Source organism: Nostoc sp. LEGE 06077 (assembly GCF_015207705.1).
Classification (GTDB): Bacteria; Cyanobacteriota; Cyanobacteriia; order Cyanobacteriales; family Nostocaceae; genus Nostoc_B.
The window spans coordinates 24,937-40,313 of the sequence record NZ_JADEWI010000011.1 but is presented as its reverse complement, the minus strand read 5'-3'; the positions used below and the strand labels follow the sequence as shown (position 1 = coordinate 40,313).

Annotated in this window: 12 protein-coding genes; 9 read left to right on the top strand and 3 right to left on the bottom strand. The window is 39.8% G+C overall.

Annotated features, from left to right (window positions below):
• The first annotated feature begins 821 nt into the window (after positions 1 to 821).
• The 3 genes from IQ244_RS10300 to IQ244_RS10290 all read left to right on the top strand — a co-directional run bounded on the left by IQ244_RS10300 (position 822) and on the right by IQ244_RS10290 (position 3,122).
• Positions 822 to 2,252, top strand: coding sequence for a form I ribulose bisphosphate carboxylase large subunit (locus tag IQ244_RS10300; RefSeq protein WP_190409487.1), 1,431 nt, complete (start codon positions 822 to 824; stop codon positions 2,250 to 2,252).
• Between the two features lie 84 nt (positions 2,253 to 2,336).
• Positions 2,337 to 2,735: a RuBisCO chaperone RbcX gene (rcbX, locus tag IQ244_RS10295; RefSeq protein WP_193893130.1), complete on the top strand. Its 399-nt coding sequence runs from the start codon at positions 2,337 to 2,339 to the stop codon at positions 2,733 to 2,735.
• A 57-nt stretch (positions 2,736 to 2,792) separates the two neighbouring features.
• Positions 2,793 to 3,122 carry a ribulose bisphosphate carboxylase small subunit gene (locus tag IQ244_RS10290; protein ID WP_193893127.1) on the top strand — a complete coding sequence of 110 codons (330 nt, stop codon included), beginning with the start codon at positions 2,793 to 2,795 and terminating at the stop codon, positions 3,120 to 3,122.
• A gap of 215 nt (positions 3,123 to 3,337) precedes the next feature.
• Here the strand turns inward: IQ244_RS10290 and IQ244_RS10285 are convergent, their stop codons facing one another.
• Positions 3,338 to 4,246 (bottom strand): DUF4351 domain-containing protein, encoded by a 909-nt coding sequence (locus IQ244_RS10285; protein ID WP_193893124.1) that lies wholly within the window; start codon positions 4,244 to 4,246, stop codon positions 3,338 to 3,340.
• Between the two features lie 156 nt (positions 4,247 to 4,402).
• Between IQ244_RS10285 and IQ244_RS10280 the strand changes: the two genes are divergently transcribed.
• The 3 genes from IQ244_RS10280 to IQ244_RS10270 are packed head-to-tail and all read left to right on the top strand — an operon-like array spanning position 4,403 to position 8,545.
• Entirely contained in the window at positions 4,403 to 5,410 is a 1,008-nt protein-coding gene (locus tag IQ244_RS10280) for a zinc-dependent alcohol dehydrogenase family protein (RefSeq protein WP_193893122.1), read from the top strand.
• A gap of 42 nt (positions 5,411 to 5,452) precedes the next feature.
• Positions 5,453 to 7,639, top strand: a complete 2,187-nt coding sequence (locus tag IQ244_RS10275) for a pentapeptide repeat-containing protein (RefSeq protein WP_193893396.1) — start codon at positions 5,453 to 5,455, stop codon at positions 7,637 to 7,639.
• A gap of 45 nt (positions 7,640 to 7,684) precedes the next feature.
• The gene (locus IQ244_RS10270; protein ID WP_193893119.1) at positions 7,685 to 8,545 is read left to right on the top strand and encodes a GNAT family N-acetyltransferase; all 861 of its coding nucleotides are present in this window, start codon (positions 7,685 to 7,687) and stop codon (positions 8,543 to 8,545) included.
• Between the two features lie 223 nt (positions 8,546 to 8,768).
• On the opposite strand, the gene IQ244_RS10265 is transcribed toward IQ244_RS10270, so the two are convergent.
• A complete protein-coding gene (locus IQ244_RS10265; RefSeq protein ID WP_193893116.1) occupies positions 8,769 to 9,191 on the bottom strand; it encodes a hypothetical protein in 423 nt (140 codons plus the stop codon).
• A 629-nt stretch (positions 9,192 to 9,820) separates the two neighbouring features.
• On the opposite strand from IQ244_RS10265, the gene IQ244_RS10260 reads away from it, so the two are divergent.
• Both IQ244_RS10260 and IQ244_RS10255 read left to right on the top strand, forming a co-directional pair.
• A complete protein-coding gene (locus IQ244_RS10260; protein WP_193893113.1) occupies positions 9,821 to 10,897 on the top strand; it encodes a M4 family metallopeptidase in 1,077 nt (358 codons plus the stop codon).
• A 153-nt stretch (positions 10,898 to 11,050) separates the two neighbouring features.
• A complete protein-coding gene (locus IQ244_RS10255; protein WP_193893110.1) occupies positions 11,051 to 11,350 on the top strand; it encodes a protealysin inhibitor emfourin in 300 nt (99 codons plus the stop codon).
• A gap of 111 nt (positions 11,351 to 11,461) precedes the next feature.
• Here IQ244_RS10255 and IQ244_RS10250 read toward each other — a convergent pair whose 3' ends face one another.
• Positions 11,462 to 12,388 carry a cobalamin-binding protein gene (locus IQ244_RS10250; protein WP_193893106.1) on the bottom strand — a complete coding sequence of 309 codons (927 nt, stop codon included), beginning with the start codon at positions 12,386 to 12,388 and terminating at the stop codon, positions 11,462 to 11,464.
• Positions 12,389 to 12,953: 565 nt separating this feature from the next.
• Between IQ244_RS10250 and IQ244_RS10245 the strand changes: the two genes are divergently transcribed.
• Positions 12,954 to 15,062 (top strand): ATP-binding protein, encoded by a 2,109-nt coding sequence (locus IQ244_RS10245; protein ID WP_193893103.1) that lies wholly within the window; start codon positions 12,954 to 12,956, stop codon positions 15,060 to 15,062.
• Positions 15,063 to 15,377: the final 315 nt, after the last annotated feature.

The window sequence follows — 15,377 nt, the reverse complement described above, 5'->3', positions numbered from 1 at the left end:
ATACCACGGTGATATTTCCTCAAAAGACAGTAAGTTTAGCCATTGCCTAAACTGGCTGGCGGTTAAACTCAGTGTTCCCGTTGTTGGGATTGTTTAAATCGTCTTCAAGAATTTTTCCGATAAATTACTGAGCAATGGTCAATAGTCCTTTGTACTCAACTCACTGCTCCTCTACTCCCACCCAAGTGGGTACATTTCTATACAGTTAAAGATGACTTTTGTAAAATAGTCTTAACAAAATGTTTAAAACTTTATGTAATAACAAATTTAAATAAATAAGTTAAGAACTTTCAAAGAATAACTTATGCAATTTATTGATATATTGTGAGACAAGTTACAAATTACGTCGTGTGCAATTTTGTCTTTAGCTCACTACTCGACTAAACAGCATCCAGCAAAATTCTCTCCTGGTCTGTTTTCTATAAATGGAAACACAGCAAGAATGCGGATGAGGAAATGTCAGCTAGAAAGCGTATTTCCTAAAATAACCGGATGTAAAAGAGAATAATCTCATACTTTCTGCGAAGTAGAAAGTTTTTAGTGGGGCTGAGACAGTTTAGCGAGTTAAGAGGAACAAATAAAAGAAATTTTTTCATCAAACGAGGGCGCAAGCGCTAGGATATGCAATCCTGGGCGGAAAAAACACTGGCGAAGAACCAAGTGTTAATTAAAAAAACTGCTCCCCTCTGGCGAAGACAACCTCTAACAAAAAATTAGGCTTAATCTTCTCCTCTGTTAATGAGGATGAGAAAAATAGTGAGAGGAAGTTGCACAAAACGTGATTTGATAAGTAAAAAGAGTGACATCTTGGAAGGATAGATATGTCTTACGCTCAAACGAAGACTCAGGCAAAAGCTGGGTATAAAGCCGGGGTTCAAGATTACAGACTAACTTATTACACACCCGATTACACACCTAAAGATACAGATATTCTGGCGGCGTTTCGTGTAACACCTCAGCCCGGAGTTCCTTTTGAGGAAGCAGCAGCAGCAGTAGCGGCTGAGTCTTCTACTGGGACTTGGACAACCGTATGGACTGACTTGTTAACCGATCTAGATCGTTACAAAGGTCGTTGCTACGATATCGAACCAGTTCCTGGCGAAGACAACCAATTTATCGCTTATATTGCCTATCCTTTGGATCTGTTTGAAGAAGGCTCTATCACCAACGTATTGACCTCAATTGTCGGTAACGTGTTTGGTTTTAAAGCGTTGCGCGCATTGCGTTTGGAAGACATTCGCTTTCCCGTTGCTTACATCAAGACCTTCCAAGGGCCTCCTCACGGTATCCAAGTTGAGCGTGACAAATTAAACAAATACGGTCGTCCTCTGTTGGGTTGTACCATCAAACCAAAATTAGGTTTGTCTGCTAAGAACTACGGACGCGCTGTATACGAGTGTTTGCGCGGTGGTTTGGACTTCACCAAAGACGACGAAAACATCAACTCTGCACCATTCCAAAGATGGCGCGATCGCTTCTTGTTTGTCGCTGATGCTATCACCAAAGCACAAGCAGAAACAGGCGAAATCAAAGGTCACTACCTAAACGTGACCGCTCCTACTTGTGAAGAAATGCTGAAGCGGGCTGAGTACGCTAAAGAACTCAAACAGCCCATCATCATGCACGACTACCTAACAGCAGGTTTCACAGCTAACACCACCTTGGCTCGTTGGTGTCGTGACAACGGCGTTCTACTGCACATCCACCGCGCGATGCACGCAGTAATCGACCGTCAAAAGAACCACGGTATCCACTTCCGTGTATTGGCTAAAGCCCTACGTCTATCTGGTGGTGATCACATCCACACCGGTACCGTAGTAGGTAAATTGGAAGGTGAACGTGGTATCACAATGGGCTTCGTTGACCTATTGCGTGAAAACTACGTTGAGCAAGACAAGTCTCGTGGTATCTACTTTACCCAAGACTGGGCTTCTTTACCTGGTGTAATGGCAGTTGCTTCCGGTGGTATCCACGTATGGCACATGCCAGCGTTGGTAGAAATCTTCGGTGATGACTCCGTACTACAATTCGGTGGTGGTACACTCGGACACCCTTGGGGTAACGCTCCTGGTGCAACCGCTAACCGTGTAGCTTTAGAAGCTTGCGTCCAAGCACGTAACGAAGGTCGTAACTTGGCTCGTGAAGGTAACGACGTTATCCGTGAAGCTGCTAAGTGGTCTCCTGAATTGGCTGTTGCTTGCGAACTGTGGAAAGAAATCAAGTTCGAGTTTGAGGCAATGGATACCGTCTGATCATCAACTAAAAGGTAAAAAGTTAAAAGGTAAAAGAACTCTTTTTACTTCTAACTTTTTACTTAAATTTGGGCTGGGTCAAGCATGAATCTCAAGCAAATAGCTAAAGATACAGCCAAAACTCTCCAAAGCTACCTGACTTATCAGGCGCTAATGACTGTGTTGGCGCAGTTAGGCGAAACGAATCCACCGTTAGCACTATGGCTGCAAACCTTTTCTGCCGGCAAAGTTCAGGACGGAGAAGCTTATATTAAACAACTTTTCCGAGAAAAACCAGAGTTAGCCTTGCGGATTATGACGGTTAGAGAACATATAGCTGAAGAAGTAGCCGATTTCTTACCAGAAATGGTTCGTAGCGGGATTCAGCAAGGCAATATGGAACAACGCCGCCAGCATCTAGAACGCATGACGCAGTTGAGTTTATCAGACCCCAGTCCTGAATCAGAACAGCAGACAATTTCCGAACCTGACTGGGATCACTAATCCAGCTAGGCAAGTACTAAGTAATTATTTACAAATAGCAACCCATTATCACCAGCTATGCAAACCTTACCAAAAGAGCGTCGTTACGAAACCCTTTCTTACTTACCTCCCCTCACCGACGTTCAAATCGAAAAGCAAGTCCAATACATTCTGAGCCAAGGCTATATTCCAGCCGTTGAGTTTAACGAAGTTTCTGAACCTACCGAACTTTATTGGACACTGTGGAAGCTACCTTTGTTTGGTGCTAAAACGTCTCGTGAAGTATTGGCTGAAGTTCAATCTTGCCGTTCTCAATATCCTACCCACTACATCCGTGTTGTAGGATTTGACAACATCAAGCAGTGCCAAATCCTCAGCTTTATTGTTCACAAACCCAACAGATATTGAAAAAGTTACGGGTAAAGGGTGAAATTCCTCATACCTGTGGTTTAAATCCTTAAAAGAGGAGAGGTAAAACTATTTACCTCTCTTTTTTTGCGTCATAAAATTTTGTTTATTATTTTATATCTGGCTTAATTGATGACACGCTCTAGTGCGATCGCCCTCAGAAATACGGCATGATTGTAGAGTGCGATCGCTCCAACTTAATCAACATTAATAGTTTACTGATGGGTTGTATCTTGCTGTTGACTTAACCAAACTTCTAAATCCGCCACTGTGGCAAAATCTAATAATGCTTCCCCTAGTGGTTCTAATTGTTCAATAGATAATCGTTTAATTTGCTCGATTAAAGATATCTCGATTTCTCCAAAACGCCGATTTAACAGCCGCAGAATTAGCTGTTGTTCCCCTTGCTGTAACCCTTCTTGTCTAGCGCGTTCTCTGTCTTGTTGATACAGTGGTGCTAATCTCATCACTAACTCCCGATCATCGACTTCTATATCTTGATTGATGCTCAAGTTTTGTTGCAGGCTATAAAGTAATTCTAACGTCACTCTCTGAAAAGGGTGATTTGCTGGTAGTGCTGTTAATTCATCAATTGCTTGACGTTGTACTCTACCACGTCCCAAGAGTCTTACCCACAGAGTTTCTGGTGTAAATGCTAACTGATGAATTACTACTATTACTGTGCGGAAATGTTTTGGTAAAAAGTATACGCCTTCTCCCCAGTCTAAGTTTAGTTGTCCACCAAACCCAGAAATGATACTTTTTGAGCAAGTAGGTGTGAGTATCCATAGTTGGGGAATTTCTGAGTCTGGTATTTTGTTCTTGCTGCGCTTTGCTTCTCGCTGGATTGCGCTTTTTACTTCTGATAGTTTTGAGATACAATCGTTAATCTCTTCGATTGATGCTGGGTTACGGAAGGGTTCAAAGATGGCTGGTGTTTTTGCCATTTTTCCTAATATTCCCAATGTGGCTAGATTAGCTGTTTGTGTGGGAATTGGTGTAAATAATACGTCTATTTCTCGAACTTCGGCGGCTACTCGACTTGGTGCTTGGACTTTTCCATAAGGCTTTAGCAGTTCTTCTAAGTAATCTTTAGAGAATTGATCATGGATAAATCTCGTCATTTAATTAGCTGAAGCAAGGATAAGTTATGTTATTTTACCAAAGCGATCGCTCGGAAAGATTCTTGAGCAATCTGGAGGGCGATCGCTCAAAATATATCTTTATCTGTTGGATAATTGGAATGTGTAATTAATAGTAAAAACCAGGAGGAAAGCGTTGTGAAAGCAGTCTTAATGACAGCAGCAGGTAGTCCAGAAGTACTGCAATTACAGGAAATACCAACTCCCAGTTTTTCTTTAGAAAATACGCAACTTTTAGTCCGCTTGGTAGCGGCTGGGGTTAACCCTATTGATACTAAACTTCGCAAACGTGGCACTTTTTACCCTGAAAAAATGCCGGCAATTTTAGGATGTGATGGTGCAGGTATTGTGGAAGCTGTGGGTGCTGGCGTACAAAAGTTTCGTCCGGGAGATGCAGTATATTTTTGCTACGGTGGTTTGGGTGGACACCAAGGTAATTATGCAGAATATACAGTTGTCGATGAGCGATTCGTAGCGCGTAAACCCGCTTCTGTGTCTTTTGCCGAAGCCGCCGCCGCACCTCTAGTATTAATTACGGCGTGGGAAGCTTTATACGAACGGGGAAGATTAGAACCTGAGGAAAAGGTGCTAATTCATGCAGGTGCGGGTGGTGTTGGACACGTAGCAATTCAACTGGCGAAACTGAAAGGTGCTACTGTCGCCACCACGGTTAGTTCTCAGGAAAAAGCGAATTTTGTCCAACAACTTGGTGCAGACTACCCAATATTTTACAAACAAACAGACTTTGCCCAAGCAACTTTAGATTGGACTGGTGGAGAAGGCGTAGATTTAGCTTTTGATACTGTTGGTGGGGAAACTTTTCCAAAAACCTTTCCCGCAGTGCGGGTGTATGGCGATATTGTGTCGATTCTGGAACCTGATGCGAATACGGTGTGGAAAATTGCAAGGAACCGGAATCTCCGCATTGGGTTGGAATTGATGCTAACACCGATGTTGTTGGGACTGGATGAAAGTCTGCAACATCATGCAGAAATTTTAGAACAGTGCGGGAGTTTGATGGAACAAGGTAAGTTGAAAATTCAAGTGAATCATCAGTTTCCGTTAAAAGATGCAGCAAAAGCTCATGAATTAATTGAAACTGGTGCGATCGCGGGTAAAATTGTCCTGCTGATTAGTGATGAATGATTGAATAAGTTATTTTTTCAACGCCAAGATACGCTGAGGGAAATGCAGCGGTTCGCTGAGAATTTCGCCCTTGTGTTCCTCTGCGTTTTATTTTTGAGCTTTTTTCTCCCCTCGCCTGTGTTAGCTGCACAGACGCAAGTAGAACGTACACCCCTAACTCTGGAAATATTACAAGAAAGATTAGGCAAACCCACACTCCGCGAAGGTAATTTAACTGTGGATTTGCGGCAGATGGTGATTGATTTGCGTCCAGAGAATAGCAGTTTTCGTGATACTTTTTATCAGTTGCTACGGAAAGAATTGCAAAAAGCTGGCGCGAAACCTTTGGGTTTAGACCTGAGTTATTCTGTGATTCAGGGAGATTTTGTCGGTAGTGATTTGGGTTTACGCACACCTTTATATGCTCAAGCGATCGCACCGATTTTTACTGCTACTGAACAAGCACAATTAGAAAGTTTACGTCTAGTTTGTTTACAGTCACTAGCGATCGCTTTACCTAACTCTAAAGATTGTCGTTCACTTTTGGCAACGGATGCAAATTCCTCTGGTGAAATTAATGTTTTTCGTGGGACTTTAACTCTGGTAAATACTCGCTTTAATGGGCAAGTACAGTTCCTCAATACTTTCTTTCTCCAGTCTGTAGATGCCCAAAATGCCACATTCCTGCAACCGATAAATTGGAGTGAAGCCAGATTTAGCCGTTTGGTTAGCTTTATGAATGCTACGTTCCGTCAAGCTAGTAATTTTTCAGGCAGTATTTTTTTTGATAAAGCTAATTTTAAACAAGTGCAATTTCTCGAAACTGCTGATTTTCATGGCAGTTTTTTTCAAGAGAATGCTAACTTTAATCAAAGTTTGTTTAAACAGTTGGCAAAATTTAATAAAGTCCAATGGCAAGGGAATGTAAATTTTTCTGATGTACGCTTTGCGAATCAAGTTCAATTTACCAAAGCAAACTTTAATCAGTTTCTGTTGTTGACAGAAGCAACTTTTGAACAAGCTGTGAGCTTTAGGGAAGCCCAATTTAATCAGTCGGTAAATCTTCGCGGTGCAAGTATTCTCAATTTAGCAGATTTTAGTGATGCGAGTTTTACTAAAACTGCTTTTTTAAATGTACCTGGCTTAAGTTTTAACTCTAACCAAGCCAAAATATTAGGTAATCTTGGTCAAATTGGTAAAATGTTTTGTGTACCCAATTTATTTGGTAATCAGAATGTTCTGCGGAATTTAGGACAAAATTTTCGTCAGCAACAGCAAATTGCCGATGCTAACCAAATAGAGTATACCAAACAGCGACTAAGATTAATTGAGTTAAGTCAAAGTTTGCTCAGAACAAATATTAATAGTGCATCAATAACTCGTTTGATAAATTTGGGTTTTTCGGCTACGCAAGCAGAAGCAATATCTAACCGCCGTACTCTGAGAATGTTTCGTTACGGCAGTGAGTTATTAACTTTAGCAGATATTGATTTAGAAACATATAATAAACTCAGCAATCGCTTGAGTTTTGGTGAACCTCTAGCTTTAAGCGGATGGATATTACAAGCTTGGAGTTGCTTCGCTTTAACTCTCCTATTATTATTAAGTGGCTATGGCACAAATTTTTGGTTAGCTTTTGGTGTGGGTGGTGTGGCGATCGCTTACTTCGGGTTACTATTTTGGTTAGTAGATCGTTATCGTCGTCTTCGTCCCGTACCAATTATTCCCACATATTACGAAACTGTTTCTATATTGTTAGGTTTTAGCTGTGTAGAATTTTTTAGTTTGTTAGCTATCTTCCGTAATGCTGAACAGCCTTGGCTAACATTGGGATGTTTATTTATTATTATTATCCCTGTACCAATCACTTTAATATTCCGACTCTATCAACAGGGACGCTATCACGATTTAATGGATGTTTCTTACTTCACAGAAGATGGAACTTTTCGACAGTTAAGATTATTGATTGGACGCTTACCAGTGATTCCCAGAAATGCCACATTTCGGGAAAGATATATGCCATTGTTGAGCGATCGCCGTTGGAATTGGCTGAATTATTATGACTTTAGTCTGAATAATCTAGTGCGACTAGGCTTTAACGATATTCGGTTGCGTGACCAACATTTACCTGGAATTATTGCTGCGCTTGCTTGGTATCAATGGAGTTTGGGTGTAATTTATATTACGCTTATTTTGTGGACTCTTTCTCGCACAATTCCCGGATTGAATTTACTGATTTATCTGAAATAATGCTCATCAGTAAATAAATATCTAACTCAACTAACGGAGTTTTTTGTGTATACCTTAAAAACCTTGCAACCTGGCGATGAAGCATTCCTCGAAAACTTCCTGTTGCAACACGCCGATACTTCGATGTTTTTGCGCTCAAATTGGCGCGAAGCTGGACTACTCGACCAAGGTGCAAGGTTTCAAGGAACTTATGTAGCAGCGATCGCCGATGCAACTATGGTTGCAGTAGCCGCCCATTATTGGAATGGGATGCTTATAGTCCAAGCGCCAGTGCATCTAACGGAAGTAGTGCAAGCAACGGTAGCCCAGTCCCATCGCCCGATTTCGGGAATTGCAGGCCCAGCAACACAAGTTGAGGCGACTAAGCAAGTATTAGGACTGGTGAAGCGACCAACTCAGCTTGATGAAAGCGAGATATTGTTTTCTCTAGCATTGCAAAATTTACAAGTCCCTCTAGCTTTATTGGGAGAAGTGGAATGTCGATTACCTTATCCTGAAGAGTTTGATTTACTCAGCCAATGGTCTGCTGACTTTAATGTGGAAGCATTAGGACACACTAAAACCTCTGATTTAATTTTAAGTTGTCGCCGTGACTTGGAAGCACGACAAGCTAGAGCTAGACACTGGGTGTTGGTATTTAAAGATACCCCAATAGCTTATACTACCTTCAATGCTTGGCTGCCAGACATTGTGCAGATTGGTGGAGTCTGGACACCGCCACCACTACGCGGCAAAGGTTATGCCAAATGTGTAGTAGCTGGCTCATTATTAGAGGCGCGATCGCACGGTGTTGAACGTGCTATCTTATTTACCAATCAAGAAAATCACCCAGCCCAAGCAGCATATCAAGGTATCGGTTTTCGTCCAACTGGGAAAAAATTTGGTTTAGTAATTTTTAGCGATTAGTTATAGCTGTAGCCAAGATAAGTAGAAAGACTCAGAAAAACCGAACTATGCGGAGAAAAATTAACTATACTAAAACCCTCTTCACTCCTACCTCCTACCTTGTCCTAGCCATAAATATTCACACCGACTTACTTAGTTAGAACATCGGTAAGTGATAAAACTTAGACAATAAAAGACTTTTAACCCTGTCCTCTGCTATAAATCGAAAAATACTGCCAAACTTCTAAATCCACTCAAACCCCTGTGCTGCTAAATATTCCTTTACAGGTTCCAAAATCTCTTTATTAATCACTAACTTGACTTTTGGGATACTTAGGTAAAGTCGAAAACGTTCTACAAACCAACTATTAGCCGGTTCAATTTTTCTAATCGCACTCCAAGGAATCAACAACGACGGTAGTCCAAAACGAAATAAAGGAAAGATACTCAAATAAATTCCTTGGCGACTAACACCAACATTCAAAGTTCCTTTGTAATAAATCCAACCCACAGAACCATGTTGCATCCGCCAGAAGTTGGCAGGTGGTGATTCATAAGTGCGATAGTGCTTCGCCAGACGATTCCAGTTAAGATGTAACACAAATATCGTCAGTAAAGGAAAAAATAGACCAAGCACCGTGAAATACCAATCAGGTATACGTGACATTTATTTGTCAAGATTTATGTTTTAACTGTCATAACATTTCTACATCAAAGTGCATATAGCGTTTCTAGTTTGACTCATGATAAGTAACAAAATTCTGAGGTAAATTAATATAAATTTTCTCGATACTTTTACTTAACAATTGGTTATAAACTATTTCCAGTTAGTTCTATTTACCGACTGTAGATCATTTATTTTGTACATGTATCTTAATGCCTGATTGAAACCAGAAATTTAAATTTTATTTGCATTATGATAATCGCCATTTTAACAACCTGTAAAAATTTATGGTTAGGCAAAAAAGCTTAATAAAATATTTAGGAAATATCCTGTAAAAGACATTTAAAAAAGCGCATAATTTTTCTTAAAAGGAACTATTATTTAGCCTTGCTAGTTCTGTGAAGAGTTTTGATTGTTAGTGCAAACACTAGGGCTGAAATGACGTGGTTTAAGCTTTTTTGCTTCGTACTATCTATGCTGAACAGACATATCTAAAAGGAACTAGTAGAAAAGCTACTCAAAATTATAGATAGAGGCTATCTTATTGGCATTAATTAGTTGATTTCTGTTCACAGTAGAGTGAATGCCAAAATTGGCGATCGCTTAGTTTGTTTTTCAGGAGAATATCTGATATGGCTCGTAAGAAAAAATCATCTGGTTCTAAATTTCAGCATTTACTGCATACTAGATGCCCTATCTGTTGTATTGTTCCACCTCATATGCTGGAACACGTAGCTGTGAATGGTAATCCTCAGCAACGTGCTTGGGCGTTTCATACATTAAATGTTTCTGCACAGTTACGGGGAAGACGGGATGTTGTGGGGAATATTTTCTTGTCTCCTTCCCCTGGTGAGAAGCGACGGACTATCTACGACGTGAAGAATGGACAGCAACTTCCTGGTACTGTAGTACGACATGAAGGTGATCCTCCAAGTACTGATGAAGCAGTGAATGAAGCTTACGATGCTGCGGGTGCTACTTATGACTTATATTATGAAGTTTTTGAACGCAACTCTATTGATGATAAGGGTTTGCGTTTAGACTCTACCGTACATTATGGTGTTAAATATGACAACGCCTTTTGGAACGGCGACCAAATGGTATACGGCGATGGCGACGGTGAACTATTTCAACGCTTCACTAAATGTATTGATATTATTGGGCATGAGTTAACACATGGAGTCACTCAATACGAAGCGGGTTTGCAATATTATGGGGAACCAGGGGCTTTAAATGAGTCATTTTCCGATGTTTTTGGTTCCTTAGTCAAACAAAGGCTAAAAAATCAAACAGCCGACCAAGCCGACTGGATTATTGGTGAAGGTCTTTTAGCGCCTGGTGTTAAGGGTATTGGGATTCGCTCGATGAAAGCCCCAGGAACAGCTTATGATGATGCTGTATTGGGCAAAGATCCACAACCAGCACACATGCGGAATAAGTTTACTGGCTGGGAAGATAATGCAGGAGTGCATATAAATTCCGGTATCCCCAACTATGCTTTTTATTTAGCAGCAGTTGAGATTGGGGGCTATGCTTGGGAAAAAGCTGGGAAAATTTGGTATGTTGCATTGCGCGATCGCTTGCGTAACCAAGCACAATTTAAAACCGCAGCCAATATCACTATCCAAGTTGCTGGTGAACTTTACGGTACTGACGGTCTAGAACAAAAAGCAGTGCAGAATGCTTGGCAAAAGGTAGGAGTGCTTTAGCTGATAGTAATGAGCAATGATGAATCATGAATCAAAAATGGTTTCATAATTCATGATTGATCATTCCGAATTTTTACTGTATTTTTCATTGTTGCTAAACTGGGGGAAGATAGTCATTTTCTCCCAGTTTTTGTATACAACGGAGACTTAACAATGCGGATCACCTTTGAACGCACAGGCGGCTTTGCTGGGATAACTAAAAAAACCACCCTTGATACCAGCACTTTGCCAGCAAAAGAAGCGAAAGAACTACCATTATTAGTCCAAGCAGCTGACTTATTTCGCTTACCAGCACAAATTCCCGCGCCGAATCCCCAAAGCGATCGCTTTCAATATAGGTTAACTGTAGAAGACAACGATAAACAGCACACCGTAATTGTCAGTGAAGCAGCCTTACCAGGAACTTTAAGGCCTCTCATTGAATGGCTAAATAACGCGTCCAAGCAAAAATAAGCAAAAGGGCTAGAGGCGATAGACTGGTTTTATTCCCCAGAAAAATACATACCGCTTCCTTTTTTCATTTATTCTGACTCCTGAATTCTGACTTCTTCTCATTCAGCACTTTTACAATTCTTCCCAAGCTGTACCTTTGTAACCATAGTCAAAAATTTCTGGATGCAGCATTTCTGCCAGAATTTCCAAAGAATCTACTAATCTTGGCCCTGGACGGTTGAAGAAAGAATTCCCATCAGTAATATAAACTCTGCCTGTTTGATTAGCGTGAAGTTGTTGCCATTGTGAACGTTGAGTTAATAACTCAGCCTCTTTGCGAGTGCGAATTAAATCAAAGCCACAAGGCATAAATATAATCACATCTGGATTGGTGGCGATGAGTGCATCCCATTCTAATAGCACCGAAGGTTTACCTGGAACACTAAACAGTGACTGTCCGCCAGCCAAGTTAACTAATTCAGGAATCCAGTTTGCGGCTGTCATCAAAGGATCTGTCCACTCAATACAAGCAACTTTTGGCAGTTCGTTGAGTGAAAGTCCCTGAATTTTTTGTTGAGTAATTTTAACTCTTGCTTCTAAATTTTCCAGTATTTTTACTGAATCTACGTCAAAAATATGACCAACTTGTTCAATATCAGCCCAAACATCTTCAAGTATATTAGGCTGTAAAGAAATAATTTTTGGTGAAGTTGAGACAAAATTCGCCACAGCCTTTTCAACTTCTGATAAGCTAACTGCACACACATCACACTGGTCTTGAGTAAGAATGTGTGTAGGTTGTAACTGCACTAAAACATCAGTTTTGATTTGATAAATACTCAGTGCCGATTGCAACAAATCATTAACTTTAGTGTGAATATTGCGGCTAGACTCATCAGTGTTAAAACGGGCTTCTGTGCAGACAGGCAGATTTTTAATTTCTGGAGGGTAATCACACTCATGCGATCGCCCCACAATTGCATCAGCTAACCCTAGTGTAGCTAAAATCTCTGTTGCACTTGGTATTAAAGAAACAATCCTGATATTGCTATTAGTCATTACGCCATCTCCAGAACATCTGCTTACAGTTCAATTTTTACAAACTTTAAGTAATTAAGTATCTTTCTGGAGGAGAATGCCCAACGTTGTTATCGGTATGATCAACTAAATAAATTGACTATTTAAGAAAGTTCCATAAATTAATATATTTTTGCAATTGCTTGCCGTTCATTTTAGGAGATATCTTCTTCGAGACTGATGATATTTTAGTACCTTCTATGGTATTCGATTGTAAGCATCATTAGTATTTACTAAAAAAGGCAAATTTTGAAAGTGTATGAGCTTATTAATAGCATAATAGCTATATGGTATTTTCTCTTGAAATCATCAAATTTTTAACAAACAGCCATTCCGCACGTAATTATATACACGATGATTGCCAAAGGTGGAGGTTAATAATAATGTAATTTTAGTGATAGGTATTGCACTGATATCCAAGACTTTAATGAAAAAAAATATACTATCCGGGTATGAAAAATCCTGTGGAGTAATTGTAGTTACACAAGATAGTTATGTTTCTGTGATAGCTTCGCTAGACATGGTAATTACTTAACAGGTGTAATAGATGCAGTTAGCAGTGGTGAATGATAGTAAACCAGAAAATGTGCCAATCAAGGAAAGCGAGCAACGCCAACAAATCCAATCCCTAGTGCAATTGGCCAGGAGTAAGACATTCCACACAGACAATCTCAAGACAACATTACAAGAAATTACAGAAGTAGCAGCAAATACGCTGGCTGTAGAGCGAGTTAGCGTCTGGTTATACAGTCCAGATCGCACCGCAATTGAATGTAGCAATTTATATGATTGTCGGAAAAAAATCCACACATCAGGTCAAACTTTATTAAAAGCAAGTTATCCTAATTATTTCCAAAGTTTAGAAGTAGAGCGCAGTCTGGCAATAAATGATGCCATTAATGACAATAGAACCCAAGAATTAGCCACATCTTATTTAAGAGTATTTGGCATCACATCATTACTAGATGTACCAATTTGGCTAGGAGGGCTGGTGATAGGAGTCGTATGTCATGAACACATTGGCGAAATGCGCCAGTGGACTGTAGAGGAAGAAAATTTTGCTAGTTCAATTGCCGATTTTGTCGCCTTAGCAATTGAAGCCAGCGATCGCCATACTGTCCAAGAAGCTCTGAGAAAAAGCGAAGCACAGTTTCGAGCGATTTTTGAGCGTTCATCTATTGGTATTGGGCTGGCAAATATCAAAGCCGAGATAGTAGATATTAATCCGGCCTTATGTCAAATGCTGGGATACAGTCGGGAAGAGCTTTATGGTAAATACTTTATCGATTACATTTCCCAGCAAAAAGGAGATTTAGAGGTATATAAACAACTAATATTAGGAATGCGCGATCGCATTGAAATCGAAAAGTATTTTCGCCATAAAAATGGTCAGTTAGTTTGGACTAACCTCTCGATTTCGATGATTCCTGGGAGTAATGGTACACCAGAGTTTTTTCTGGCAATTATCGAAGATATTACTGAGCGCAAACAAATAGAGTTAAAACTGCGTGCATCTCAAGCAGCCGCAGAAGCAGGTAATCGCGCCAAAAACGAATTTTTAGCCACAATGAGCCATGAACTCCGAACTCCTTTAAATGCAATTATGGGTTTATCACAGTTGCTGCAACAAGGAATGGTCGGTTCTTTAAATGAGAAACAACAAGAATATATCAGTTGTATATATAGTAGCGGAGAAAATTTACTGGCAATCATTAACGATATTCTTGATTTATCCAAAGTGGAAGCAGGTAAAGAAGAATTACATTTATCAACGGTATCAGTATTAGATTTATGTAATTATGCTCTTTCAACAGTAGGTGAGCAAGCTAAAGAAAAGGGTTTAACACTGATCAGCAAAATTGACCCACAAGCTGATACTTGCAAAGTGGATATTCGCCGGATCAAACAAATGTTAATTAACCTGTTGACTAATGCGATTAAATTTACGCCAGCAGGTCAGGTAAGTTTAGAAATTAAAAAAGTCCCTGAAGGAATTACCTTTACTGTTGCAGATACGGGTATTGGTATAGATAGTCATCAATTTCAGTTTCTCTTTGAACCATTTAAACAATTAGACAGCCGCTTAAATCGCCAGTATGAAGGTACAGGCTTAGGTTTAGCCTTGACACGTAAATTAGCCCGGTTACATGGTGGAGATGTCACAGTCGAATCAAAATTGGGGGAAGGAAGTCGTTTCTCGTTATTTCTGCCAGAGCAAGTAGATTTAATCAAAGAGATAAATATGATCTATGAAGATGTAAATAAATCGTCTCCATTTCTTAATCAATTAAATCAAAAACGGATTTTACTTGCTGAACCAGAAGCAAATATAGGAATATTTTTGCAAGACTACCTCCAACTAATTGGCTACCAAGTTGAATGGATAGATATTGCCGATCAAATTTTGGAAAAGATGCAAAATTTTCAGCCAAATTTAATTTTACTAGATACACATTTTTTAGAGAGTAATGACACAAGGTTACTCCTAGCGTTAAGTCAAGCATCTAAATCACAAAATACGGCGGTGGTATTCATGGGTGTGCAGAAAAATGATTTACCAGAATTAACCCAAGGGCAATCAGATAAATATGACTATATTTTGAAGCCAATTCGCCTAGTTCAGCTTGAATCAATTGTGATGCGATATTTCAGCTAGTACAAAAAGGCAAAAGGCAAAAGAAAAAGTACTTATTCTCGCATCTTTTAGTCTAGCGCATAATTTTATAGCAATTGATATGGCAACATGAAAAAATATTTAAACTGAGCATCTAAAATTTCACAGTAAAATCATACTCAGATTGATAGTTATAAATAGGTAATTGTAGGCTAAAAACAGGCTATTTTTGGCTTTTTATCAGAAAAATATCGCAGTATCTGGCTTTTGGACACTTGGAGTAATCCGTAGTGGGTGTAGCATTTCCCAAAGAATACATTGTCCACGCCAAAGTAATAGTGACATGAACTATTGACC

Excerpts from the sequence above, each read along its gene's own strand:
- IQ244_RS10300 (WP_190409487.1), top strand. The coding sequence starts at position 822 with ATGTCTTACGCTCAAACGAAGACTCAGGCAAAAGCTGGGTATAAAGCC.
- IQ244_RS10250 (WP_193893106.1), bottom strand. The coding sequence starts at position 12,388 with ATGACTAATAGCAATATCAGGATTGTTTCTTTAATACCAAGTGCAACA.
- rcbX (WP_193893130.1), top strand. The coding sequence starts at position 2,337 with ATGAATCTCAAGCAAATAGCTAAAGATACAGCCAAAACTCTCCAAAGC.
- IQ244_RS10245 (WP_193893103.1), top strand. The coding sequence starts at position 12,954 with ATGCAGTTAGCAGTGGTGAATGATAGTAAACCAGAAAATGTGCCAATC.
- IQ244_RS10290 (WP_193893127.1), top strand. The coding sequence starts at position 2,793 with ATGCAAACCTTACCAAAAGAGCGTCGTTACGAAACCCTTTCTTACTTA.
- IQ244_RS10285 (WP_193893124.1), bottom strand. The coding sequence starts at position 4,246 with ATGACGAGATTTATCCATGATCAATTCTCTAAAGATTACTTAGAAGAA.
- IQ244_RS10275 (WP_193893396.1), top strand. The coding sequence starts at position 5,453 with ATGCAGCGGTTCGCTGAGAATTTCGCCCTTGTGTTCCTCTGCGTTTTA.
- IQ244_RS10255 (WP_193893110.1), top strand. The coding sequence starts at position 11,051 with ATGCGGATCACCTTTGAACGCACAGGCGGCTTTGCTGGGATAACTAAA.
- IQ244_RS10265 (WP_193893116.1), bottom strand. The coding sequence starts at position 9,191 with ATGTCACGTATACCTGATTGGTATTTCACGGTGCTTGGTCTATTTTTT.
- IQ244_RS10260 (WP_193893113.1), top strand. The coding sequence starts at position 9,821 with ATGGCTCGTAAGAAAAAATCATCTGGTTCTAAATTTCAGCATTTACTG.